We start from the raw sequence: 22,941 nt of genomic DNA, 5'->3' as shown, positions 1-22,941 counted from the left end.
TCAGCCCTTTGGTTTAAAGTAATGTGTTGATATCAAATGATTCCAGATAGTCTGCGACTCTTCTGACAAACATCCCTCCTAAAGACCCATCCACAACCCGGTGGTCATAGGAATGCGAAAGAAACATCTTATGCCGGATCGCAATCACGTCACCTGTAGGAGTCTCTACTACAGCAGGCTTTTTGACGATAGCTCCGACAGCCATAATAGCCACCTGAGGTTGGGGAATAATAGGAGTACCCATGATGTTACCAAATGATCCCACATTCGAGACTGTATAAGTTCCACCTGCAAGATCATCAGGACTAAGTTTATTTATTCTCGCTCGATTGGCTAAATCATTTACTTTCTTTGAAATCCCTACAAGGTTTAATTGATCCGCATTTCTGATGACAGGAACAATTAAATTTCCGGAAGGAAGTGCTACTGCCATCCCAACGTTTATATCTTTTTTACGAATAATTCGCTCGCCATCTACAGAGATATTAATCATAGGGAAATCCCGTATAGCTTTGGCTACTGCTTCAATGAAAAACGGGGTATAAGTGATTCCCTCACCATACTTTGCTTTGTATGCATCCTTGTTTTTATTTCGCCAAAGAACAATGTTCGTCATGTCTGCTTCCACAAATGAAGTCACATGAGCTGATATACGCTTGGATTCAACCATACGCTGTGCAATCATCTTGCGCATACGATCCATTTCGATGATTTCATCTGAAGCTGAAATACTAATCTGGACTTTTGGAGCAGAAATAGAAGGTGAAGCAATTGCAGCAGATTCAGAAACGTTTTTGCTTCTTTTATCCAAATAAGAAAGCATATCCTGTTTAGTGACGCGGCCTTCTTTTCCAGTTCCTGGAATCTTGGCTAGCTCACTTTTTGAAATATCTTCTGCTTTAGCGATGCTTTGCACAAGAGGAGAATAAAAGCGATCATCCTCTAAAGAATTGCTCTGGCCATCTGAATTTTCAATTATGGAATTAGTAAGCTCAGGAGCTACCTCCAAAATCTCTTCTTTTGGATCAGGTAATTGTGTAGGAGTTATTGCCTGTTCAGATACTTCACCACTAGTCTCAATAATTGCTATCGGAGCACCAACTGCCACAACATCACCTTCTTTGACAAGTATTTTTTTCAATACTCCTCCATGTATAGTTGGCACTTCCGTGTCTACTTTATCTGTTGCTACCTCTAAGACAGATTCGTCTTGTTCGATTACATCCCCTTCCTTCTTTAGCCAGGTGAGCACTGTACCTTCTGTGATACTTTCGCCCATTTTGGGCATCAGCATTTCTACACTTGCCATGATTTTGATTTTATAATTAAATTGGGTTTATATTCAATCTTTAAAATTAAATTTTATCAAATACTATCCCAAACCTTTCAGTTAAAATTTTATTTGCTATTTATTCGAAATACAAATTCTCAGTAAATTTAATACTGCCACTCCAGTCAATTGAATATTTAACGCTCGATCCTGCGTCAATTGAAGTTTTTTTGTTTCTATTTGGTCGCCATAGGCACATGCAATCCATACTGTTCCTACAGGTTTCTCATCTGATCCACCATCAGGACCGGCTATTCCACTACTCGATAGTCCGAAATCTGCATTAAACGTATCCCTAACTCCTGCTGCCATCTCCCTCACGGTCTCTTCACTGACTGCACCATATTGTGCCAGAGTCTCTTCTTTTACTCCAAGAAGCGCTGTTTTAAACTGATTGTGATAGGGGACGATTGCACCCTGGAAATAAGTGCTACTACCCGCAACACTGGTGATTAAATGGGATATATAGCCACCTGAGCAGCTTTCTGCTAAAGCTATGGTTTTCTTTTGATCCTTCAAAAGCTTTGCTATTGCAGTCTCCAATGTTTCTGAATCATAACCATAGACATACTTTTCTATTTTGGGCAAAACTAGTGTAATTTGGTCTTCCACTGCCTTTTCAAGTTCAGGCTTAGATGTTCCGAATCCAGTTAGTCGGAGCTTCACATGTCCAAGAGAGGGGAGATAAGCCAGTCGGATATTTTGAGGTAAAGCATTTTCCCAATCTGAAATTAAATCTGCTAACCAACTTTCCCCAATCCCTACAGTTTTTATGACTCTGTGAAAAATTACAGGCAATGGAAAGATTTTTGGCAACTGAGGCAAAACGAAGTCTTTCATGAGCTTTTTCATTTCATGAGGCACACCAGGCATGGACATCCAATAAGTACCATTACGTTCAAACCACATTCCTGGCGCAGTTCCTACTTCATTGGGAACATAAGTACAACAAGCCGGTAAATGTCCCTGAAGTATATTCAAAGGTGTCATTTCTCTACCTCTTCTTTGAAAAAAGTCAGAAACCGCTTTTACGGCTTCAGGAACTTCAATAATCGGACATGAAAAATATTCCGCAAGCAATGGCTTGGTCAGATCATCTCTGGTGGGGCCTAGTCCACCTGTGATTAGGATGAGATCTGCTCTTGATTCCGCCGCTGAAAATGCAGCGAGAATATCCTTTCTATCATCACCTATCGTTGTTTTGCGTACCACCTTTACACCCATCAAATCAAGCTCTTGACTTATCCAGTGACTGTTGGTATCGACGATTTGTCCATAGAGTAATTCATCTCCAATTGCTATAATTTCTGCTCTGACGACTTTCATTAATTGAGTATTATCGGACATTTGATTTTCTGAGAATTTTTGAAAAAATAGTAGGAAAAAAGCGCTTTAGATAAACAACATATGTTTCTTTTCCTCCTATGTAAACTTCCTCCTTTTTTGAATTCAAAGCTTTAAATATTGCTTTGGCACAATCTTCAGGACTCATGCCATTTGCCTGAGCATCGTCCATTTCATTGAGTGCGGATCCATCAGCAGTAAGTGCATTGATCGAAACATTGGTTTTAATAAATCCTGGACAAATCATCGTCACAGTGATGTTTTCCTTAAAAAGCTCCGCCCTTAAAGATTCAAAAAATCCATGAAGGGCGTGTTTTGATGCTGCATAACTAGATCTGAATTGTGTCCCAAACTTTCCTACAAGGGACGTGACTACTCCGAATTGACCGGATTTATTTTGGATGAAATGGGGGAGAAGCTCTTTTGTCAGTCCGACTGTTCCAAAAAAATTTACTTCCATCAATTTCCGGTCTACTTTCAGTGTTGTTTCGTGAATCAGAGATCGTTGACTGATTCCTCCATTATGGACCATGATATCTATCTTCCCAAACGCCTGGATCGCTTCCTTTGTTTTTGATGGAAAAGAATCCTGATCAATCAAGTCTAATGGCAATACATAGCATCGCTCTGGAAAAGCACAAGACTTTTTGACTTTTACTAATGCCTCTTCATTTCTGGCAGAAAGGATGACATTGTATCCTTTTGAATTGAATAATTTTGCAGCCCCTTCTCCGATTCCTGAGGATGCACCGGTGATCCAGATAGTTTGATTAGGCATTTTCTTTTTGGATTCTTTCGTAGTTTACAAATGAAAACGAATATTGATGGCGATCATCTTTTGGGTGAAATTCACGGAAAGTCTCCTTCCATTCCTCCCGATTAAATTGAGGGAAAAAGGTGTCACCTTCTGGAGAGACATCTACTTCGGTGAGCAGTAATTCATCCGCCAAGTCTATGGTTTGACTGTAAATCTCACCACCACCAATTACATAGAGTGTATCTATTTGTAGTTTGCTTGCAAAAATAAATGCCTCTTCTACAGTTTGAAAAACATAATGCCCCTCAGGTACGGTGTAATTTTTATTGCGGGTTACAATCAAATGGGTTCGGTTGGGAAGAGGGTTTCCAAGTGACTCAAAGGTTTTTCTCCCCATCAGGATGTAATGTCCTGAAGTAATTGATTTAAACCGTTTGAAATCAACTGGCAATCTCCACACTAATTCATTTTCTTTTCCTATGACGTTGTTTTTTGCCAAGGCAGCAATGAGTGAAATCTTCATTTTTTAATCTTATATGTCATGAAGATAACACCCCTGCCTGCTATAAAAAATAATTGAAGACAGAATTACTGTTGCTTCATACTCTGCATCATGTTTGGATAATCAGACATTTTGAAAGTCTTGGGCTGTGATGCTTGTATATCAATCACTTTCATCATTACCTCCGATCCATCTGTAGATGTGAAATCCATTTCCATAAAATTTCCTTTTGGCATATTGGCAAAATGGTCAGCGTATTTTTCCTGCATTTTGCTACTTGCAAATGGACTATTACTGCTCCAAAATGAATTTGATCCATTGATCAGATCTTCTGTAATCCAATAAGTACCCTGACCGTCTTCACTTTTTACAAAATATTCGTCACAGGTATAGCCAAGGATATCTTTGGTGTTGCCTGTTTTTTCAATTTTAAAATTTGACTCTTCTACCGAAACTGAAGTTTCATCTAGGACATCATCAAAATCCAATTTATAGGCAAAACTGTTTTTTGTCTCTTCGTTTTCCATTAAAAGGATGGAAGCTTTATTTTCCATGTCAAAGATCATGATGGTAATTGTATTTGGATTCTTTGGGTCTGAAATTTCCATACCTGTGTACTCCGAATTCTGACCTAAAAAAGATTTCATGGTTATAGGATCCATAGATTTACCTTTTTCATCCTTTGTCTCAAGTTCCATTGTCACGAATCCGGTGAACTCATAAGAATCCGCTGTAGGCACTTCTTCTCCTATTCCAGCTAAAATCTTGTTCATATCGAAATTGACTGGAGCCCCCTGAGCATCCTCACCATATAGCCCCGCCAATTGCTTTTCAAGTTGACGAGCCATCATTTTCTGGGCTTCCTCTTCGACCTTTTGTTCAATGGCATTTTCCATTCCTTGGGATGCCGCCTGCTTTAGTTTCTTGATAAATTGTGCCTCTGAGGTAGTTGAAAGCCCAAATAGTGTGGAAAAAAGCAATATTTTAATTCCAATAATCTTCATAGTGAATTGGTTTAAAAGTGAATTAAAAAACAATTCAAGTTCTATAAAATCAATTGAATATTGAAATAATTATGAATAAATCTTGAAACCTAAATGGTTTAAGTTAGGCTCCCTAATCGTTTGATTTATAGTTAAGCTCAGTTTGAGATTTAGTATTTAGAGAAGTATTGATTAAAAATTATACCCTCTCAAAAAATCACCAATCTTCATTCGCTTTTTGCCTTCCAATTGAAGCTCCAAAATTTCTAATACTCCATCTCCAGTTTGAAATTTTAAAAATGTCTTGCCATCAGAGCTGTAATTTCCAATTTCAACATTTGATAAATTTCCTTCAGCCACTGAAGTTTTAAAAACTTTGCAATTTTTCCCATCCAAACTGGTCCAGGCTGCCGGATAAGGAGAGAGTCCTCGTACCAAATTATGAATAGATTCTGCTGAATTCCCCCAAATGATTTCTCCGGTCTCTTTGAAGATTTTAGGAGCATGATGTATTGCTTTGGATTCATCCTGAGGAAGCGGAATCACCTTATTTTCAGCAATTGCTTCCACCGTTTTCAAGACTAGTTCTGCACCTTTTGACATCAATTTTTCATAAACCGAGCCCAGATCATCTTCAGGAAGAATGGCTACTTTTTCCTGAAAAATTATACTTCCGGTATCGATCTCATGCTTGAGGAAAAAAGTCGTCACACCCGTTTCTTTTTCGCCATTAATGATAGCCCAATTGATTGGGGCCGCACCTCGATAATCAGGTAGAAGGGAGGCATGTAGATTAAATGTGCCAATAGGAGGCATGTCCCAGACAGATTCAGGAAGCATACGAAAAGCCACCACTATTTGAAGGTCAGCATTCAAAGCTTTCAATTCAGCCTGGAATTCAGGAGATTTAAGATTTGTGGGTTGAAGTACCTTCAGACCTAGATTTTCGGCAGCTTCCTTGACAGGCGAAGGAATTAATTTCTGGCCTCTTCCTTTGGGTTTATCGGGTGCAGTGATCACTCCCACGACATTCCAGCCATTTTTTACTAAAATTTCAAGCGAAGGAACCGCAAACTCCGGAGTTCCCATATATACAATTCGTAAATCCTTTTTCATTTTAAAACTTATAACTCTTAATTGCTGCTTTTGATTACTTTCTTTTATAAAATAAATGCTTTCAATAATTGGTTAAAATAAATTGAAAATCAATTATTTATAGATTAGATATGTCTTTCTCAACGTTTTGTATTGGTCTAAGTCTGATTGCCAGGAAGCTTTAATTTCAGATTCAGTTTTTCCCTCTAAAATCATCTTTTTCAACTCATCAGTCCCTGCTAGGGTATTAAAGTAATTTGTAAAAAATGCCTTTCCTTTTCCTGATTTTTGAAAAGCATCCAAAAGGTATTTCAAGGTGAATTGATGACTGAGAGGTTCATTTCTCAAATCAACACCATAGCAAAGCTTGTCTTGAAGTGGGGGAGTTTTAGACATCCCATCAATAGATACTGGCGTAAAAGTGAATTCTCCAAAGGCAGGGTCTGGGTAGCCATAAACCTGGAATGGAAAGTAAGTTCCCCGGCCTAGCGAGACGATAGTTCCTTCAAAAAAGCAAGTGCTGGGATACAAGCGAATTGAAAGATCATTAGGAAGGTTAGGAGAGGGCTTTACGGGAAGATTATAGGTTTTGTCATGGGACCAATTTGCAACTGGGATGACCTTTAGGTTTGCGGTCAATCCGCCTTTAAGCCATTTTTCACCATTGATCATTTGCGCTAATTCACCAACCGTCAGCCCATGCACAACAGGAATAGGGTGCATTCCTACAAAGCTTTGAAATCCATCTTTTAATACTGGTCCATCAATGTAATTGCCATTTGGATTGGGTCTGTCAAAAATGATAACCTCCTTGCCGTTTTCGGCTGCAGTTTCCATGACATAGTGCATCGTAGAGATGTAGGTATAGAATCTAATCCCCACATCCTGCAAGTCAAAAATGATCACATCCAGATCTTTGACTTGTTCAGCGCTTGGCTTTTTATTATTTCCGTACAAAGAAATGATAGGCAAGCCGGTTTTTTCATCCACCGTATTATCGACTTTCTCTCCGGCATCGGCTTTACCTCGGAATCCGTGCTCTGGAACAAATACTTTTTTCACATCAACTCCTTCTTCCAAAAGGAAATCTACAACATGCTTCCCCGGCATATTTGTGAGGATACTGGTCTGATTAGCAACTATTCCAACCCTTTTTCCTTTCAATAAAGGAAGGTAAAGGGAAGGCTGATCAGCTGCTGGTAAAATGCTGTTTTGCTGAGCTTGACTTCCGGTAATTGAAAAAAATAAAGCGGTACAAAAACCGAAAATGGAAATAAAGGATGTTAGTTTCATTTGCTTCATGCTATTTTGCGTTCGGATTAAACAAATTAAAGCAGTCAATTGAACCTTTCCTATTTCATTGCCAAAAGAATCAGCTTTAAAGGTTCTGGAGGGTTTTCGGTGACTATCCATCGGATCGCTGTCGGAAGTCTTGCTTTGGGGCTTGCCGTATCCATTATCGCCTTTATGGTTCTTGGAGGTTTCCAAAATACCATTTCAGAGAAAGTTTATGGATTTACCGGGCATTTTCAGGTGCAGCGCTTTACCATGAGCAATGCCTTTGAGGAAGCTCCCTTTTCCCTCAATTCTGATTTTTCGAAGAATTATGCCACTTTACCTTTTATCAAAGGAGTTCAGTCTTTTGCTCATAAAGCTGCCTTGATCAAAGGAGAAGACGAGGTGGAAGGTGTACTGATGAAGGGGGTAGGAGCCGATTTTGACAGCTTACGTTTCAAGCCTTATTTGAAAGAAGGAAGATTGCTGCAAATTCCTGATTCCGGAACTTCCAATGAAGTGATGCTAAGTTCTTTTATTGCCAATAAGCTTAACCTGAAAGTAGGCGATAGAATCACGTTATATTTTGTGCAGGAACCACCAAGGTATAGACGAGTCGAGATCGTAGGAATTTTCCAAACCTATCTTGAAAACTTCGATGAAAAGATTATCATCGGCGAACTTCAGACGATTCGGAATTTGAATAATTGGCAATCAGATCAAGTGGGGGGATTGGAGGTTTTTGTGGATGATTTTAAAAATCGAAAATCTTATTTTGCTGATATTGAGTCTATCATGGATTTTGACTTAAAGTTGATTGATAGCCAAGATAAGTTTGTTGAGATTTTTGATTGGTTGATTTTATTGGATACTAACGTGTATGTGTTCATTAGCCTAATTGGCTTTGTCGCGATATTCAATATGGGGGCAGTACTCTTTATTTTGATCATGGAGCGTACACAGATGATAGGAATTTTGAAATCACTTGGTGCATCTAACCGCCAGATTCGTCGCATTTTCTTTTGGAATGGGATCAATATTTTACTCCGAGGTATTGTTATTGGAAATGTAATTGGATTAGGTCTAGGGTTTATTCAAGATCAGTTTCGGTTTATTCCCCTTGATCCAAATAGTTATTACATGAATTATGTACCGATTGATTGGAATTGGCCAGTTTTCTTACTGATCAATATCGGGATTGTGATTTTGACAGCTCTGGTTCTTTGGATTCCAGTAATGGTAATCTCAAAAGTAGATCCGATTAAATCGATTCGCTTTGATTAAGCTGATAGGGTGAAAAAAGGCTTTTTATTTTCATCCAAATTACTCCAAGAACAGCTTCTTTGAAGATTCCGCTGCTCATTTTGGAAGTGCCTTTGGTTCGGTCTGTAAAAATAATTGGCACTTCAGTGATTTTGAAACCAAGTTTCCAGGCAGTGAATTTCATTTCTATCTGAAACGCATAGCCTATAAACTTAACTTCTTTCAATTTGATACCTTTTAAGACGCTTCTATGGTAGCATTTGAATCCTGCTGTGGCGTCTTTTACTGGGAGACCTGTGATGAAATTAACATAGACGCTGGCAAAATAGGACATCAACACTCTTCCTATTGGCCAATTGACTACGTTCACGCCAGTTATATATCTTGACCCTATAGCCAAATCAAATCCTTTAATTGCGCATGCCTCATAGAGTCGGATTAAATCTTCTGGATTATGCGAAAAATCGGCATCCATCTCAAAAATGTAATCGTAACCTCGTGTCAATGCCCATTCAAAACCCGTGATATACGCAGTTCCTAGTCCCAGCTTTTTTTCGCGTTCGATTAGAAAAAGGCGGCTAGGGAACTCCTTCTGAAGTGATTTGACAATATTAGCTGTCCCATCAGGGCTTCCATCGTCTATGATCAGCAATTCAAATTCACCATCCAGATTCATCACTTTTTGGATCATGTCGCTGATGTTCTCCAGCTCATTAAAAGTGGGGATTATGACGAGTTTTTTGTGGTTCATAGGGTTGGGAAAGCCCAAAAGTAAGGTATAGCAATCATTTTTGAAGAACGGTCCGTATAAATTTTGGTTAAAGTTTAGCTTTGCCAAAAAATTGAACTATGCAAAAACCTGTTGCTATCGTCAGCTACTTCTCAGTAGGAGCCTATGATACGAATACGGTAGATGAGGATAAGATTCTTTCTCAGGTCCTTACCGATTTAGATATTCAAAATGAGATTATTCCTTGGTCTGCTCCGGATGAAGATTGGTCTCGGTTTTCTTTTTTGTTGATCAAATCAGTTTGGGATTATTTTGATTTTTATCCGGAATTTTTGGATTGGATCAAGCACATCAAAACCTTGGATATACCTGTACTGAATAACTTGGATTCTATATTATGGAATTCTTCTAAAACTTATTTGCTAGAAATCCAGGAAAAAGGTTTTCCTGTTATTGCTGGAAAATTGCTGGAAAAAGGCACGAAGTTCAATGGGGAAACGCTAAAGGAAACAATGGTGTCAGATACCTGGGTAATAAAGCCTTTGGTCAGTGGTGGGGCTAAAAACACCTTAAAAATCAAAGCGAATGATTGGAAATCCCAGGAGCAAAAAATAAATGATCTTCTTCAAAAAGAATCCTTTTTGATCCAACCTTTCATCAAAGAAGTAGCTGAGGTAGGAGAGTATTCCCTCATCTTTTTTAATGGTGAATTTTCCCATGCTGTGTTAAAAACTCCTGCTAAAGAAGATTTTAGGGTCCAACATTATTTCGGAGGAACCATCGCTACGATTCAGCCTACGGCAAAAATGCTCGATTCATGTCAAAAACTGGTCGATGAATTTGCCTCGGATAGCCTCTATGTAAGGGTTGATGGAGTAGAGGTGGATGGTGTTTTTCATCTTATGGAATTGGAGATGATTGAACCCTATTTATTTTTGGTTTTGGATGAAAAAGCCATTCCGAATTACAAAAAAGCCTTAAAAGCAAGATTGAAATAAGAATTTAAATACAAACTTCAGCTTGGTTTTTAGCATACTCGCTGCCTTTGGAGGCAGCGAGTTGTAGTATTTGGCACCCTTCAGTATCTCCCAGGATTGCCATGCAATATCCCTTTTTTGCAAGGGCTTCGATATGATTAGGATTAGTTTTTAAAACAGCTTCAAAATCATCCAGTGCCCATTCTATGTAACCGGCTTTCATGAGCGCAAATCCTCGATTATACTTTCCCACGGTATGATCCGGTTCTAATTGTACATAGGAATTAAACGAAGCAGCACAACCTAAGACATCTCCCCGAAGTGCTCTTGCCATACCTTGGTAATAATATACTTTTGCAAATTTTGGATTGAGATCTTTAGCCATTTCAAGGAAATTCTCCGCAGACTCATATTTTTCCAGCATCAGATGTGTTCTGCCAACTAGGTATAGAATATCAAAATCTTCATAATCTAAGGTTGCCGCTCGGAGCAAATACAATTCGGCTTCTTTGTATTTCTTTTCTTCAAATAGAATTTTTCCCAATCCGGCAAAAGCTTGGGCATATTCAGAATCCAAATCGATAATTCGCTCAAAATCTGATCTTGCTTTTTCGATATTACCAAGTTCCTCATAAGACCTAGCTCGAATGTGAAGAGCTTTTACATCTGTCACATGAAAAAACAGGTAAGCATTTAATTCTGAAATAGCTTCCTCATAGTTCCCCTTTTCATACATCTTTTCGATAGTACTTAATCCTTCCGAACAAGATGAAGCAGAAAGAAAGAATATTGATATAGTTATGGTCTGTAGAAGTCGTTTCATAACTAAATAAAGGCAAAAAAAAGACTCAGTAAAAATTATTAATGTTAAATTTTACTGAGTCTGTGAAAATTTAACCCGGATTATTCATTAGAGTTCGTCATGAAGGTTTAAATCGCAATAAATCAGGAAGTTTTATTTTGAAAGCATAGCACCGCTACGTTGAGAAATAAAACGAAGCGAAGCGATTGATTTGAAGCGATTTAAAGCTGTAATAGAAAGTCTAATGGATATTTCGGGTTTAAAGTACTCCCTTGGTACTAGGCAGTTGATTGATATTTCTAGGATCACGCATCACTGCCATTTTAATTGCCCGGGCAAGTGCCTTAAACATTGCCTCGATCTTATGATGTTCATTATCTCCTTCTGCTTTGATGTTGAGGTTACACTTTGCAGTATCAGAAAAAGACTTGAAGAAATGGTAAAACATTTCAGTAGGCATATCCCCAACTTTTTCACGGTTGAATTTGGCATCCCAAACAATCCAAGGTCTTCCTCCAAAATCTATTGCAACCTGTGCAAGGACATCGTCCATGGGCAGCAGAAAACCATAACGGTAGATGCCCTTTTTATCTCCCAATGCTTTCAAATATGCTTCACCAAGCGCTAGGGCAGTATCTTCAATCGTATGGTGCTCATCAATATGAAGGTCACCATTTACTTTAATTTCTAAATCTGTGCTTCCATGCTTGCCTAATTGTTCAAGCATATGATCGAAAAAATGAAGGCCTGTGGAAATATTACATTGCCCGCTACCATCAAGATTCAATTTGATTCGAATATCTGTTTCAGAGGTCTTTCGAATCACTTCAGCTGCACGAGGAGGCATCTTCAAGAATTCATAAATCGCATCCCAATCAGTAGTAATAAAGTCCGCTTCATCCGACTGCTCACCAATGAAGATGGCTTTTGAACCCAGATTTTTAGCAAGCTGAACGTCTGTCAACCGATCTCCGATTACATAGGAATTAGCTAGATCATATTCTTCAGAGAAATATTGGGTGAGCAATCCTGTCCTTGGTTTTCGGGTTGGCGCATTTTCATGCTCAAAGGTTTTATCTACGTGGATAGCTTTGAAGATTATGTTTTCTTGCTCCATCGTCTTGAGCATTTTGTATTGGGCTGGCCAAAAGTCTTTCTCTGGAAAAGACTCCGTGCCCAAACCATCCTGATTGGTCACCATGACTAACTCATAGTCCGTTTCCTCTGCTATTTTCCGCAGGTTCGAGATTGCTTTAGGTAAAAACTCCAATTTTTCCAGACTATCTACTTGAAAATCTGTCGGTGGCTCTTTTATAATAGTCCCGTCTCGGTCGATAAATAATACTTTCTTCTTCATCGATATTTTATTTTTTGGAGGAAAAGATTTTGGAAAGCGCTTCGATCAAATGCTCATTTTCAGCCCGAGTACCTACGGTGATTCTAAGACAATCTTCACAAAGAATCACTTTTGATCGATTTCTTACGATTACTTTTTGATCAATCAATTCATCATAAACCAAATTTGCATTAGGCATTTTGACCAATAGGAAATTGGCGTCTGAAGGATAGATTTTATTTACAAAGTCCAGGGACTCTAATTTTGTTTTCAAAAATTCCCGCTCTGTAAGAATGTCTTTGACCATCGCTTTTACTTTCTCATAATTTCCCATGGCTGCCAAAACCGTCTCCTGGGTCAATCCTGAAATATTATAAGGAGGCTTGATCCGGTTAAGGATCTTGATCAGATCTTTGGAAGCGAAAGCCATTCCCAATCGCAATGAAGCTAAGCCCCAAGCCTTGGAGAAGGTCTGCATCACGAGCAGGTTCTTGAAATTCTTCAATTCGGTCGTGAAGCTTGGCTCATCGCTGAAATCACTGTAAGCCTCATCCACCACGACCAACCCTTTGAACTTCTTCAATAGGTACAATATCTCTTCTCGATTGACCTTATTTCCGCTTGGATTATTGGGTGAGCAGATAAAGATGATCTTGGTATGCTTGTCAACTTCATTGAGGATTTTGTCAGTTCTAAGTTGAAAATCCGCCGTCAGCGGTACTTTTCGAACTTCCACATCGTTAATCGAAGCACTTACTTCATACATGCCGTAGGTAGGGGGAAGAAGGATCACGTTATCTTTTCCAGGATTACAAAACGCCCTGAATAATAAATCAATCGCTTCATCCGAGCCATTTCCCAAGAAAATCTGCGAAGGTTTTACTTCCTTGATTTCGGCTATTTTCTGTTTCAATTCCGCTTGATAAGGATCTGGATATCGGTTGAAATCCTGATCTGTAATCGAACCAAAAGGGTTTTCATTCGCGTCTAAGAAAGTGCCTTCCTTACCGGTATATTCATCACGGGCAGAAGTATAAGCCTGAAGCGTCGCGATGTGTGGTCTTAGTAATTTCTCTAATTTGAAGCTCATTTTTTCTTTGATTTCAAATAATTCAATCGAATGGTTACAGCATTTTTATGAGCATCCAAAAGCTCATTTTCAGCCATGATTTCTACAGTAGGCCCTAGGTTTTTAATTCCTTCTTCAGAAATTTTCTGATAGGTGATTTTCTTCAAAAAGCTATCCAAAGAGACTCCACTATAATTTCTTGCATAACCATAGGTTGGCAAGGTGTGGTTGGTGCCAGAGGCATAATCCCCTGCAGACTCCGGGGTGTAATTTCCAATGAAAACTGACCCTGCATTGTAAATTCCCTCTATCGCTTCGTCCTCATTTTCTACACTGATGATGAGGTGCTCAGGTGCATATTGATTTATGATTTCCAGAGCCTTTGCGGTAGAATCCAGTACTACTGCTACAGAGTTTGAAAGGGCTTTTTTCGCAATATCTTTTCTGGAAAGGGTTTTCAATTGTATCTCGACTTCTTTTAGTACTTTTTTGGCGAAGGATTCAGAGTTTGTAATCAAGACCACTTGAGAATCTACTCCATGCTCTGCCTGAGAAAGTAAATCAGATGCTACAAATGAAGGAATAGCCGAATCGTCTGCATATACTAAAACCTCGGAAGGTCCAGCCGGCATATCTATGGCTACCCCATATTTGGTTGATAACTGCTTTGCTGCAGTCACATACTGGTTTCCGGGACCAAAGATTTTATCAACCTGCGGTACTGATTCCGTCCCAAAAGTCATGGCAGCAATAGCTTGTGCTCCACCTGCTTTTACAATCTTGTCAATCCCAATCAGTTTTGCAGTATAAAGAATTGCCGGGTGAACTTTCCCCTCACGATTTGGAGGGGTACAAAGTACGATCTCTGAGCATCCCGCTAGTTTGGCAGGAACGCCCAACATCAATACGGTGCTGAATAGTGGAGCTGTTCCTCCCGGGATATATAGTCCCACTCGTTGGATAGGAACACTTTTTCTTCTACAAACTACCCCTGGCATTACTTCCTGAATAAGTTCAGGAGTAGCCTGTGCAGCATGAAAGCGTTCTATGTTGGCCTTTGCCACTTGGATTGCTTCTTTCAATTCAGGGGAGACAAGGGCTTCACCTTCATTGATCTCTTCAGTGGAAACCAAAAGGGATTTTAACTGAATGTGATCATATTCTAAAGCAAATTTGAATAGTGCTTTATCTCCATTTTGCTCCACTTTTTTTAGAATGGGCTTGACAATTTTATTGATAGCTTTGGTTTTGAAGGTTGGCCTGGCCAGTTCCTTTTTCCAAGTGTTCTTTACCGGATTAAGTAGAATTTTCATACTTGATTTATTCTGGTTGAATTTTTTCTGAAAACTGAAATCAAATGATCATTTTTTCAATAGGAACTACTAAGATTCCTTCTGCACCTGCCGCACGCAATTCCTCGATATTTTCCCAAAATTGATCTTCCTGGAGCACAGAGTGTACTGAAGACCATCCGGGCTGTGCCAGAGGGAGAATAGTTGGACTACGCATTCCCGGGATCAGGCTGATAATCTTCTCCAAGGATTCATTTGGTGCATTCAGCAAGACATACTTATTGCTTTTGCCTTTCTGCACGGCATTCATTCGGAATAGAAGCTTATCTACGATCGCCTTTTTCCAATCTACCAAGTCTTTGTTCGCAATCAGTACGGCTTCAGATTTGAAGATTTCCTCGACTTCTTTCAAGCCGTTCATCATCAAGGTAGATCCTGAGCTGACGATATCACAGATGCCTTCTGCCAGTCCGATGCTAGGTGCGATTTCCACCGAACCACTGATCTCATGAATAGCAGCAGAAATGTTTACTTTTTTCAGATAGTCACCTAATATTTTTGGGTAGGAGGTGGCAATATTTTTTCCTTCGAAATAAGAAACGCCGGTATATTCTTGTCCTTTGGGAATGGCCAATGAAAGTCGGCATTTGGAAAATCCTAGTTTCTTTAAGGTTACAACTTCCTTGTCTTTTTCCACGAGTTCATTTTCGCCTACTATACCTAAGTCTGCCACTCCATCGGCTACATAGCCTGGAATATCATCATCTCGAAGGAATAAGAATTCGATTGGAAAATTGGTGGAAGTGGACTTAAGTTTCCCGGTCCCATTGTAAAATTTGATGCCACATTCTTTGATGAGGCTAAGTGAATCGTCGGATAGTCTGCCGCTTTTCTGCACGGCAATACGGATTATTTGTTCCATGTTGGCAAGTTACGCTAAGAATTAAAAGAGGTGTAGTAAATTATGGCGAACCGCAGAATCCCTGTCATCGACGGCGCCGGGTAGTAAAAAACATTCCTTATGCGGAATGATGGAAATGATGCAACAAATGCGATTGCTGACAGTCAGATAAAAATGCACTATTTCTAGTTGAGTTTTCCATTTATACTTGCAAAGATAGGGATGGAGAGAAAAGATACAAATCCATTCATCCTTTAATTTGGAGGATTTAAGGCTATTGTGTACTGCTATCAAATTTAATTTTCATTAGTATATTGATTGTTGATCTAGCCTTGGGCGGCTTAAAGAACCCAATACTAAACCATGCAAACATCAAAACGAGGTCCAGTGTTATTAGGAACAATCATTTCTTGGATGCTTTTTGCCTTCCTTGGCTTTGGAATGTGGGGATGTCCTACCTATAATGTCTGGCAACAGGAAATGAGTGGCCGAGCTGAATTTGCCAAAGCGGAGCAAAACCGTCGGATCCTCATCGAGGAGGCTGCTGCTAATCTGGAAGCAGAGAAACTCAATGCACAAGCTGAAATCGAACGTGCAAAAGGAGCTGCCGAAGCGATCAAAATCGAGAATGGATCCATCTCCGAAAAGTATATTCAATACCTCTGGGTAAGACAGCAGAAAAATCTCGGGGATAAGACGGTAATCTATATCCCTACAGAAGCGAATCTTCCAATTCTGGAAGCAGGAAGGCTACCAAAGATCCCGAACTATTCCGATCCGGAAAATTAATTTATTCAATCATAATAAGCTCAGATCTTCGGATTTGAGCTTTTTTTCATTAACCACAAAGGTCGCTAAGGTTTACTCAAAGACCACAAAGGTTTTTTGAACCACATAGCGAACATAGTTTTTATTTACCACGAAGGGCAGGGAGGTTTTCACGGAGGAAATAATTCTAATATTGAAAGATTTGAAAATTGAAAAATTATTCCAAATCACCGGCTCGGTTAGTGGCTTCACAAATCGAAAAATTGATGCGTTGAAATCATATCCTATGGCGGGAATTTTTGGATTTCAATCGTTAAGCTACCCTACAGATAGGAGGTAGGACCTCAGAAAGTTCCATCCTTGAATTATTTTCCATATTTTAAGTTTTTGGAAAAGCTTTGCCACAGGAGCAATTCAAAATTAGCCACTTAATTTTCTGCCTAGTTCAATTAACCTTTAGCTAAAAACCCAAAGATGACTAAAGCAAATTACATCGTGATGACCGCCCTAATTGTAGCGCTAGGAGGTCTCCTGATGGGCTTTGACGCCTCTGTAATCTCAGGGGTGGTCAAGTTTATCGAACCTGAATTCAACCTTACTTCTCTTGAAATAGGCTGGTCGGTAAGTTCACTCACTTTGACTGCCACGCTCGCCATGCTGCTGGCTGGTCCCTTAAGTGATCGATATGGTCGACGTTTGGTTTTGAGGTATGCAGCAATACTTTATGCCGTTTCTGCCATTGCCTCTGCCTTTGCACCTACGTTTTGGTTTTTGGTAGTAGCTCGAATGATTGGGGGTTTTGGTGTCGGGGCTTCCTTGATTTTAGCTCCCATGTATATAGCTGAAATTGCCCCGCCAAAGATTCGTGGCAGAATGGTTTCCTTCAATCAATTGAATATTGTGATAGGAATTTCCCTAGCCTTCTTCACTAATTATCTGATTTTAAAATATGGTGCTTCAGATGCTGGCTGGGCAAAAACATTGAAGTTGGGGGAATACCAATGGCGATGGATGCTAGGTTTGGAAACCTTACCTGCAGTGCTTTATTTTCTGGGTTTATTCTTCGTTCCTAAAAGTCCAAGGTGGCTCATTATGAAGGGGGAACTGGATCAGGCCAGAAAAGTAATGAGCCAATTTAATTCTGATGAGCAGGTAAAACAAGATTTGGAAGCGATACAGCAAAGTATTGAGAAGGATAAATCCAAAAAGAAGGAATCTTTTGCCGAACTGTTAAATCCCACACTCAGGCTCGTTCTCACTATAGGAATAGTAGTGTCCGTGCTTCAGCAAATCACCGGGATCAACTCGGTCTTTTTTTATGCACCTATGATCTTTGAGCAATCAGGAATAGGTACAGACGCTTCCTTTGTTCAGGCGATTTTGGTGGGTTTGGTCAATCTGGCTTTTACCGTTTTAGCGATTCTTTTTATTGACAAACTGGGACGGAAACCGCTACTGATTTTTGGAGTGGCCGGGATTGTCATTTGTATGTTTATACTAGCCTATGGGTTTAATTCGGCTACTTACACCTTGCCAAAGGATTCGCTGAATGAGCAGATCGATACTGAAAGTCTATTAAAACTGGAAAGTGTTTCAGGGATTACCTTTACCGACGATACCAGCTTCAAAGCGGCCATCGTCGATGCGATCGGTAAGGAGAAAGCCACGGAGTATTCGGCAGCATTGATTACCGCAGCGATTAAGATGAACCCAACCTTAATTCTTGTTGGAATCATTGGCTTTGTCGCCTCTTTTGCGATTTCTATCGGGCCTGTAATGTGGGTGCTATTTAGTGAGTTGTTTCCGAATTGGATCAGAGGCATTGCCATTTCATTTGTAGGACTGATCAATTCAGCTGTGAGCTTTATTGTTCAGTTGGTATTCCCATGGGAATTGGAGGTGTTGGGAAGTGCGACCACATTCTTGATTTATGGGGTTTTTGCACTACTTGGACTGGTTTTTATTATCAAAGTGGTTCCAGAAACTAAAGGGAAATCTTTGGAAGAACTAGAGGAGATGTTGGTGTCTAAGTGATGATATGATGTTTTTTTAACCACGGAGTTCGCGAAGGTTTTCACGGAGGACGCAAAGGATATAATTCGAAAATTGAATAATTCAAATAAACATCATCTTCATAGAAGCTTCAAAGGAGCGCTCTGTTTGTAGCCCCGGCCCCGATAGTTATTGGGGTCAACCAGGGGTAATCGAAATGCCAAATCTCCCCGGCTCACGCGCAGGATTCGTTTTATTATGAGCTACTCCCATGGTCATGATTGATTCAGTTCCTTCTGCACCGAGTACAAATTAGTTTTCAGTTGATTTTTCAATTTTCAAATCTTTCAATTTTTAAATTAAAAACCTTTGCGGTTAAAAAGACCTATTTCTTCCCCTCCAAATACCCCTTTATTCCCTCAAAAGTGAACTCTGCAATCTTTTGGTAGCCGAGGTCTGAAGGGTGGATACCGTCAGCGGAAAAAAAGTCAGGGACTAGATCCAAAGATATTTCCTGGAAAATCAAGCGTTTGTTTTTTAGGGCGAGCTTTTTCATTTCTGTTCTTAAAAACTCCCGCTGTCGGTACAAATAGCTTTTCATCAAGGATGAAAATGCAGGGAAGAGATGAACTGGAGGAATATCAGCCAGGTAGATCCAGTTAGGGTCAAATTGAGTTTGAAGGCTTTCTATCAGACTTTGGAGCGATGAATTAAAAGCACTGGGATTTGTCAGTTTGAAGCAATCATTGGCTCCTAAAAAAAGGAGAATTCCCTCTTTGGTAGAATTTAGTTCTTCCAAATCTGACTTGAAATGTAGTAAAACTTCGGCCACTCTTATCCCATTCTTACCGAAATTGTAGAAGCTATATTCTTCTTGGAATAACTGATGAAGGTAGCTTGCAATGGTAAACTCCATACTGCTTGCCCCTACACCTGCTGCAGTTGATTCTCCGATTATCATGATCCTTTGATCTTGGCCCGCCAGAAACAACTTTTCAGATTGCGGGGGAAGTTTAGGGCCAGATTTACTGATCTTATCCGCTTCTTAGATCAGGTAGGGTAAAAGTGGGAAAAGTCGAGATTGAAAAAGTAAGTAGGAGGGGTTGATATTAGCCATCAACCACCTGCTTTTTTGGCTTTGTACCCTTCTGCCTGAAGAATCTCGACCACCTTATCCCGATGATCGCCTTGGATAAGAATTTCTCCATCTTTGGCAGAGCCACCTACGCCACATTTGTTTTTTAGGAGTTTGCCGAGGATCGCTAATTCTACCTCGTTCCCAATAAAGCCCTCGACCAAGGTCACTTTCTTTCCAGCTCTAGCTTTCTTGTCCAGCATGACCTTGAGGTGTTGCTGATTTGGTGCTAAAGTTTCCTCTTCTTCTGAAGAAGGAGTTTGGAATTCGAACTCATCGCTCGTCGAATAGACCACTCCATCTCGCTTTTTCCAGTCGTTACTTTTCTTTGCCATAGTTGATTGTTTGATGCCCTTTGCGGTTGTCGATTATTAGTTTTCGGTTGTTCGTTGACTTTATTAACTATAACCTTTCAACTTTACACTTCCAACTTCCTGCTTCCAACCTCCTTATTTCGTCTTAAATGTCCAAACAGGTCGTTGGGAATGGTTGACTACATCTTCAGCAATACTTCCGGTAATCAGATGGAGAAATCCTGTTCGACCATGTGTAGCCATAGCAATCAGATCAGCATTTACATCTTCAGCAAATTCGATAATGCCGCTTTCTTCCGAATCTGAATTATATATCTCTGCCGTCACATCATTGAAGCCATATTTATGGGCAAAGGATCTGATCCTTTTAATGGAATCTCTGCTGGTTTCGAAATTTCCAGGTGTATTTACAATAACAAAATAAAGTTGCGCATCCAGAAGATCCTGAAGTCGCTTCATCCTGGCCGCAACCTCATCATTATCTTCTCTAAAATCACTCGCAAAAACGATTTTATTTATATTATCAGGATCTTGAGCTGATTTTATGGTGACGACGGGACAGGAGGCAGTGCGGACAATTTTTTCTGTGTTGCTTCCTACCAGGACTTCTTCCATTCCACTAGTTCCTTTTGAACCCATCACGACCAGATCCGGATTTTCTTCATTGATTGATTCTGAAATGTTTTTGAAAGCATTTCCGAGTTTAATTTTTGCCGAAAAGGTATAAGATTCAGATAAATGCTTTTCTTTTAATTCATCAATTTGAGATTTCCTTTTGTTCATCAGTTCTATAAAGAAAATCTGATTTTCCATATCTGGCAGCATTTCACCTCCTCCCATTGTACCTACTGTGGTTGAGGTCGGGATCTCCATGACATGTACTACTTCAAGATGTACGTTATTGAATTTCTTGGCGATGGCTACGGAAAAGTCTAACGCATAATTTGCCTGCTCAGAAAAGTCGAAAGGAATAAGAATCTTGGTCATAATTCTGGATTTTTAGTTTCTCCAAATTACCTGAAAAAGGAGAACAAAAAAAGGATTTTTATCAGGTTTTCGGGGCAAAGTTATTTTGTTGGAGAGGGAATGTGGCAGATTCGTTTAAAGTAAATCTTGGCTAGGAATGTAAGCTGTTTTGAAAATCAAAACTAAGTGTTAGTATGATCTGACTTAATCATTCAATTTTTAAATCCTTCAATTTTGGAATTATAGCCTTTGTACCTTCCGTGAAAACCTCAATAAATTTGTTGGTTAAAATCAAATTCCATTATTATCCTCTTGCTTTTGGAACCGTTTTCCAAATGGTATTTGTAACCTGAGGCCCTAAAGTAGGCCTTTCTGCGATTTGCATCCATTTGTTCTGTACGCTTTGCATATGACTTTTATAAATCTCTTCGATAGGCTATTTTTTGATTTCTTACTTAAACTTGCTGATTAAAATTCGGTTCAGGCAGATTTAAGTGAGCAAAAACTTCGAAAACTATGAATCTTTGCGTCCTTGGTTTTGCCTCCGCGTCCTTGGTGGTTATGGAAAAAAACTAGAGAAATATCAACCCTATTCCGAACAGGATTGTCCATAAAAGTGTGCTCAAAGCCATCTTTTTCAAATATGGATCAATGCTTTTGGAGTCTTCCCCTTTCTGAACTCCCAATCCTACAGCGATCATTATTGGTAAGGCCAGCAATGCTAAAAATGAACTCCAGGACCCACTGATAATTACAAATAGTACAAGAGAAATATTTCCTCCCAGGATTAAAAACCAATTGTATCGAATGGCCGCTTTCTTTCCAATTCTGACTGGGATCGATTTTTTGCCTGCAGTAGAATCAGACTCTATATCCCTGATATTATTTATGTTGAGTACGGCAGTGCTAAATAATCCCAATGCGATGGCAATCCAAAGTGCAGAAAAATCTATTGTCAGGCTATGAAGAAAGAAGGTTCCAAATACACCTAAAAGTCCAAAGAAAATGAAAACAGAGATATCACCCAATCCGGCATATCCGTATGGATTAGTTCCAGAAGTGTAAGTAATAGCAGCCCAAATGGCAGCTATACCCAGGCCTAGAAATATTCCAAAAAGGATTAAGCTCTGCACTGCAAAGAAAAGCAACAGTAAACCAGAAACCAGGGACAAAGCCCCGAAGAGATACATTGCTTTCTTCATTTCAGAAAGCGAAATCAAACCCGACTGGACGGCTCTAACGGGACCTTGGCGCTCTGCATGGTCGGCACCATTTATTGTATCTCCGTAATCATTGGAGAGATTGGAAAGGATTTGGAGAAAAATGGTGGTCAATGAAGCTAATACCAGAATCTCCCAACGAAAGACATCGAGATTTGCTGCCAAAAAAGAACCGGCAAAAATACTAGCCAGAGCAAGTGGTAAAGTACGAAGCCTGATTGCGTGCAACCAGGCTTCTTTTTTGGTATGAATAATAGCTTTCACTCAGTCGAACCGATCAATCAAACACCTACAAATTCAAGGATTTCTTCGTCCAAAGGAGCAACAGAAGAAGGCAAGAATTTGATTAACTCACCTTTCTCATCAATCAAATATTTACAGAAATTCCACCCTGGCTCTTTGTCATTCCAGCCATTCAGTTGGGGATCAGAAAGCCAACGGTAAAGCGGATGCTTGTCAAAGCCTTTCACAGAGATCTTTTCAAACATTGGAAAAGTAACTCCATATTCTGTGGAACAAAATTCTTTGATCTCATCATTGCTGCCTGGTTCTTGGCCACCAAAATTATTTGCTGGAAAACCTAAAACGACAATATCATCACCATGCGCAGCATACAATTCTTGTAAGGCTGCATATTGATTGGTGTAGCCACATTTGGAGGCCACATTGACAATCATGATCTTCTTTCCTTTGAATGAGCTGAAATCAACTTCTTTGCCGTTGATATCCTTCATTTTAAAATCGTAAAAAGAACTTTCCATTGAATTTTCGGAATTTGATGTAAGTATTGAATCCATACCTTCAGGACGAGTAGCAGGTTGCTGACAGGCAAATAGTATTATTGAAATGATACTGAGAAGACTTTTCATATTCTAATATGCTTATTTATT

At 39.5% G+C, this 22,941-nt stretch carries 22 protein-coding genes; 4 read left to right on the top strand and 18 right to left on the bottom strand.

All coding sequences use genetic code 11. The features are described from left to right. Nucleotides 1-13: 13 nt before the first annotated feature. The 7 genes from BVC88_RS19025 to BVC88_RS18995 form a co-directional block, all read right to left on the bottom strand. Nucleotides 14-1,309: a dihydrolipoamide acetyltransferase family protein gene (locus BVC88_RS19025; RefSeq protein ID WP_075352319.1), complete on the bottom strand. Its 1,296-nt coding sequence runs from the start codon at nucleotides 1,307-1,309 to the stop codon at nucleotides 14-16. A 96-nt stretch (nucleotides 1,310-1,405) separates the two neighbouring features. After that, nucleotides 1,406-2,656, bottom strand: coding sequence for a competence/damage-inducible protein A (locus BVC88_RS19020; RefSeq protein ID WP_075352371.1), 1,251 nt, complete (start codon nucleotides 2,654-2,656; stop codon nucleotides 1,406-1,408). A 10-nt stretch (nucleotides 2,657-2,666) separates the two neighbouring features. Continuing rightward, nucleotides 2,667-3,452 (bottom strand): SDR family oxidoreductase, encoded by a 786-nt coding sequence (locus tag BVC88_RS19015; RefSeq protein ID WP_075352318.1) that lies wholly within the window; start codon nucleotides 3,450-3,452, stop codon nucleotides 2,667-2,669. Next, entirely contained in the window at nucleotides 3,445-3,954 is a 510-nt protein-coding gene (locus tag BVC88_RS19010) for a dihydrofolate reductase (RefSeq protein ID WP_075352317.1), read from the bottom strand. The genes BVC88_RS19015 and BVC88_RS19010 overlap by 8 nt, the downstream gene beginning before the upstream one ends. A gap of 65 nt (nucleotides 3,955-4,019) precedes the next feature. Next, nucleotides 4,020-4,937, bottom strand: a complete 918-nt coding sequence (locus BVC88_RS19005) for a DUF4412 domain-containing protein (RefSeq protein WP_075352316.1) — start codon at nucleotides 4,935-4,937, stop codon at nucleotides 4,020-4,022. Between the two features lie 171 nt (nucleotides 4,938-5,108). Then, nucleotides 5,109-6,032: a methionyl-tRNA formyltransferase gene (gene fmt, locus BVC88_RS19000; RefSeq protein ID WP_075352315.1), complete on the bottom strand. Its 924-nt coding sequence runs from the start codon at nucleotides 6,030-6,032 to the stop codon at nucleotides 5,109-5,111. Nucleotides 6,033-6,125: 93 nt separating this feature from the next. After that, on the bottom strand, nucleotides 6,126-7,304 hold the full coding sequence (locus BVC88_RS18995) for an exo-beta-N-acetylmuramidase NamZ family protein (RefSeq protein WP_075352370.1): 1,179 nt from the start codon (nucleotides 7,302-7,304) through the stop codon (nucleotides 6,126-6,128). Between the two features lie 48 nt (nucleotides 7,305-7,352). Here BVC88_RS18995 and BVC88_RS18990 point away from each other — a divergent pair, with 48 nt between their 5' ends. Beyond that, nucleotides 7,353-8,570 carry an ABC transporter permease gene (locus tag BVC88_RS18990; RefSeq protein ID WP_075352314.1) on the top strand — a complete coding sequence of 406 codons (1,218 nt, stop codon included), beginning with the start codon at nucleotides 7,353-7,355 and terminating at the stop codon, nucleotides 8,568-8,570. Here BVC88_RS18990 and BVC88_RS18985 read toward each other — a convergent pair. Next, nucleotides 8,548-9,300 (bottom strand): polyprenol monophosphomannose synthase, encoded by a 753-nt coding sequence (locus BVC88_RS18985; RefSeq protein ID WP_075352313.1) that lies wholly within the window; start codon nucleotides 9,298-9,300, stop codon nucleotides 8,548-8,550. The two genes, BVC88_RS18990 and BVC88_RS18985, sit on opposite strands and share 23 nt — an antisense overlap. A 98-nt stretch (nucleotides 9,301-9,398) precedes the next feature. On the opposite strand from BVC88_RS18985, the gene BVC88_RS18980 reads away from it, so the two are divergent. Further along, complete coding sequence (locus tag BVC88_RS18980; protein ID WP_075352312.1) at nucleotides 9,399-10,277, top strand: ATP-grasp domain-containing protein; 879 nt, start codon at nucleotides 9,399-9,401, stop codon at nucleotides 10,275-10,277. A gap of 4 nt (nucleotides 10,278-10,281) precedes the next feature. On the opposite strand, the gene BVC88_RS18975 is transcribed toward BVC88_RS18980, so the two are convergent. The 5 genes from BVC88_RS18975 to hisG all read right to left on the bottom strand — a co-directional run bounded on the left by BVC88_RS18975 (nucleotide 10,282) and on the right by hisG (nucleotide 15,677). Continuing rightward, a complete protein-coding gene (locus BVC88_RS18975; protein WP_075352311.1) occupies nucleotides 10,282-11,079 on the bottom strand; it encodes a tetratricopeptide repeat protein in 798 nt (265 codons plus the stop codon). A gap of 238 nt (nucleotides 11,080-11,317) precedes the next feature. Next, nucleotides 11,318-12,415: a bifunctional histidinol-phosphatase/imidazoleglycerol-phosphate dehydratase HisB gene (hisB, locus tag BVC88_RS18970; protein ID WP_075352310.1), complete on the bottom strand. Its 1,098-nt coding sequence runs from the start codon at nucleotides 12,413-12,415 to the stop codon at nucleotides 11,318-11,320. 7 nt (nucleotides 12,416-12,422) lie between these two features. Beyond that, entirely contained in the window at nucleotides 12,423-13,484 is a 1,062-nt protein-coding gene (gene hisC, locus BVC88_RS18965) for a histidinol-phosphate transaminase (RefSeq protein ID WP_075352309.1), read from the bottom strand. Next, nucleotides 13,481-14,776, bottom strand: coding sequence for a histidinol dehydrogenase (gene hisD, locus BVC88_RS18960; RefSeq protein WP_075352308.1), 1,296 nt, complete (start codon nucleotides 14,774-14,776; stop codon nucleotides 13,481-13,483). Before hisD ends, hisC begins: the two co-directional genes overlap by 4 nt. Before the next feature lie 40 nt (nucleotides 14,777-14,816). Then, nucleotides 14,817-15,677, bottom strand: coding sequence for an ATP phosphoribosyltransferase (gene hisG / locus BVC88_RS18955; protein WP_075352307.1), 861 nt, complete (start codon nucleotides 15,675-15,677; stop codon nucleotides 14,817-14,819). 342 nt (nucleotides 15,678-16,019) lie between these two features. Here hisG and BVC88_RS18950 point away from each other — a divergent pair, with 342 nt between their 5' ends. Beyond that, a complete protein-coding gene (locus BVC88_RS18950; protein WP_075352306.1) occupies nucleotides 16,020-16,445 on the top strand; it encodes a hypothetical protein in 426 nt (141 codons plus the stop codon). A gap of 453 nt (nucleotides 16,446-16,898) precedes the next feature. After that, the gene (locus tag BVC88_RS18945) at nucleotides 16,899-18,458 is read left to right on the top strand and encodes a sugar porter family MFS transporter (protein ID WP_075352305.1); all 1,560 of its coding nucleotides are present in this window, start codon (nucleotides 16,899-16,901) and stop codon (nucleotides 18,456-18,458) included. Between the two features lie 343 nt (nucleotides 18,459-18,801). Here the strand turns inward: BVC88_RS18945 and BVC88_RS18940 are convergent, their stop codons facing one another. The 5 genes from BVC88_RS18940 to BVC88_RS18920 form a co-directional block, all read right to left on the bottom strand. After that, a complete protein-coding gene (locus BVC88_RS18940) occupies nucleotides 18,802-19,377 on the bottom strand; it encodes an SGNH/GDSL hydrolase family protein (protein WP_075352304.1) in 576 nt (191 codons plus the stop codon). A 155-nt stretch (nucleotides 19,378-19,532) separates the two neighbouring features. Then, on the bottom strand, nucleotides 19,533-19,886 hold the full coding sequence (locus BVC88_RS18935; protein ID WP_075352303.1) for a translation initiation factor: 354 nt from the start codon (nucleotides 19,884-19,886) through the stop codon (nucleotides 19,533-19,535). A gap of 114 nt (nucleotides 19,887-20,000) precedes the next feature. Continuing rightward, nucleotides 20,001-20,852 (bottom strand): universal stress protein, encoded by an 852-nt coding sequence (locus tag BVC88_RS18930; RefSeq protein WP_075352302.1) that lies wholly within the window; start codon nucleotides 20,850-20,852, stop codon nucleotides 20,001-20,003. A gap of 551 nt (nucleotides 20,853-21,403) precedes the next feature. Continuing rightward, the gene (locus tag BVC88_RS18925) at nucleotides 21,404-22,315 is read right to left on the bottom strand and encodes a 1,4-dihydroxy-2-naphthoate polyprenyltransferase (RefSeq protein ID WP_075352301.1); all 912 of its coding nucleotides are present in this window, start codon (nucleotides 22,313-22,315) and stop codon (nucleotides 21,404-21,406) included. Between the two features lie 17 nt (nucleotides 22,316-22,332). Then, nucleotides 22,333-22,920 carry a glutathione peroxidase gene (locus BVC88_RS18920; protein WP_075352300.1) on the bottom strand — a complete coding sequence of 196 codons (588 nt, stop codon included), beginning with the start codon at nucleotides 22,918-22,920 and terminating at the stop codon, nucleotides 22,333-22,335. Between the last annotated feature and the right edge of the window lie 21 nt (nucleotides 22,921-22,941).

Origin of the sequence: Algoriphagus marinus (assembly GCF_001936475.1) — a bacterium.
Taxonomy (GTDB): Bacteria; Bacteroidota; Bacteroidia; order Cytophagales; family Cyclobacteriaceae; genus Algoriphagus; species Algoriphagus marinus.
Note: the sequence above shows the minus strand (reverse complement) of the source record. Positions and strands in the feature narration are given on the sequence as shown.

Bases quoted from the DNA above. Each gene is read 5' to 3' on its own strand.
- BVC88_RS18980 (WP_075352312.1), top strand. From the start codon at position 9,399: ATGCAAAAACCTGTTGCTATCGTCAGCTACTTCTCAGTAGGAGCCTAT.
- BVC88_RS18930 (WP_075352302.1), bottom strand. From the start codon at position 20,852: ATGACCAAGATTCTTATTCCTTTCGACTTTTCTGAGCAGGCAAATTAT.
- BVC88_RS19025 (WP_075352319.1), bottom strand. From the start codon at position 1,309: ATGGCAAGTGTAGAAATGCTGATGCCCAAAATGGGCGAAAGTATCACA.
- fmt (WP_075352315.1), bottom strand. From the start codon at position 6,032: ATGAAAAAGGATTTACGAATTGTATATATGGGAACTCCGGAGTTTGCG.
- hisG (WP_075352307.1), bottom strand. From the start codon at position 15,677: ATGGAACAAATAATCCGTATTGCCGTGCAGAAAAGCGGCAGACTATCC.
- BVC88_RS19010 (WP_075352317.1), bottom strand. From the start codon at position 3,954: ATGAAGATTTCACTCATTGCTGCCTTGGCAAAAAACAACGTCATAGGA.
- hisB (WP_075352310.1), bottom strand. From the start codon at position 12,415: ATGAAGAAGAAAGTATTATTTATCGACCGAGACGGGACTATTATAAAA.
- BVC88_RS18985 (WP_075352313.1), bottom strand. From the start codon at position 9,300: ATGAACCACAAAAAACTCGTCATAATCCCCACTTTTAATGAGCTGGAG.
- BVC88_RS18920 (WP_075352300.1), bottom strand. From the start codon at position 22,920: ATGAAAAGTCTTCTCAGTATCATTTCAATAATACTATTTGCCTGTCAG.
- BVC88_RS18950 (WP_075352306.1), top strand. From the start codon at position 16,020: ATGCAAACATCAAAACGAGGTCCAGTGTTATTAGGAACAATCATTTCT.
- BVC88_RS18940 (WP_075352304.1), bottom strand. From the start codon at position 19,377: ATGATAATCGGAGAATCAACTGCAGCAGGTGTAGGGGCAAGCAGTATG.
- BVC88_RS18975 (WP_075352311.1), bottom strand. From the start codon at position 11,079: ATGAAACGACTTCTACAGACCATAACTATATCAATATTCTTTCTTTCT.
- BVC88_RS19005 (WP_075352316.1), bottom strand. From the start codon at position 4,937: ATGAAGATTATTGGAATTAAAATATTGCTTTTTTCCACACTATTTGGG.
- BVC88_RS19015 (WP_075352318.1), bottom strand. From the start codon at position 3,452: ATGCCTAATCAAACTATCTGGATCACCGGTGCATCCTCAGGAATCGGA.
- BVC88_RS18995 (WP_075352370.1), bottom strand. From the start codon at position 7,304: ATGAAACTAACATCCTTTATTTCCATTTTCGGTTTTTGTACCGCTTTA.
- hisD (WP_075352308.1), bottom strand. From the start codon at position 14,776: ATGAAAATTCTACTTAATCCGGTAAAGAACACTTGGAAAAAGGAACTG.
- BVC88_RS19020 (WP_075352371.1), bottom strand. From the start codon at position 2,656: ATGAAAGTCGTCAGAGCAGAAATTATAGCAATTGGAGATGAATTACTC.
- BVC88_RS18935 (WP_075352303.1), bottom strand. From the start codon at position 19,886: ATGGCAAAGAAAAGTAACGACTGGAAAAAGCGAGATGGAGTGGTCTAT.
- hisC (WP_075352309.1), bottom strand. From the start codon at position 13,484: ATGAGCTTCAAATTAGAGAAATTACTAAGACCACACATCGCGACGCTT.
- BVC88_RS18945 (WP_075352305.1), top strand. From the start codon at position 16,899: ATGACTAAAGCAAATTACATCGTGATGACCGCCCTAATTGTAGCGCTA.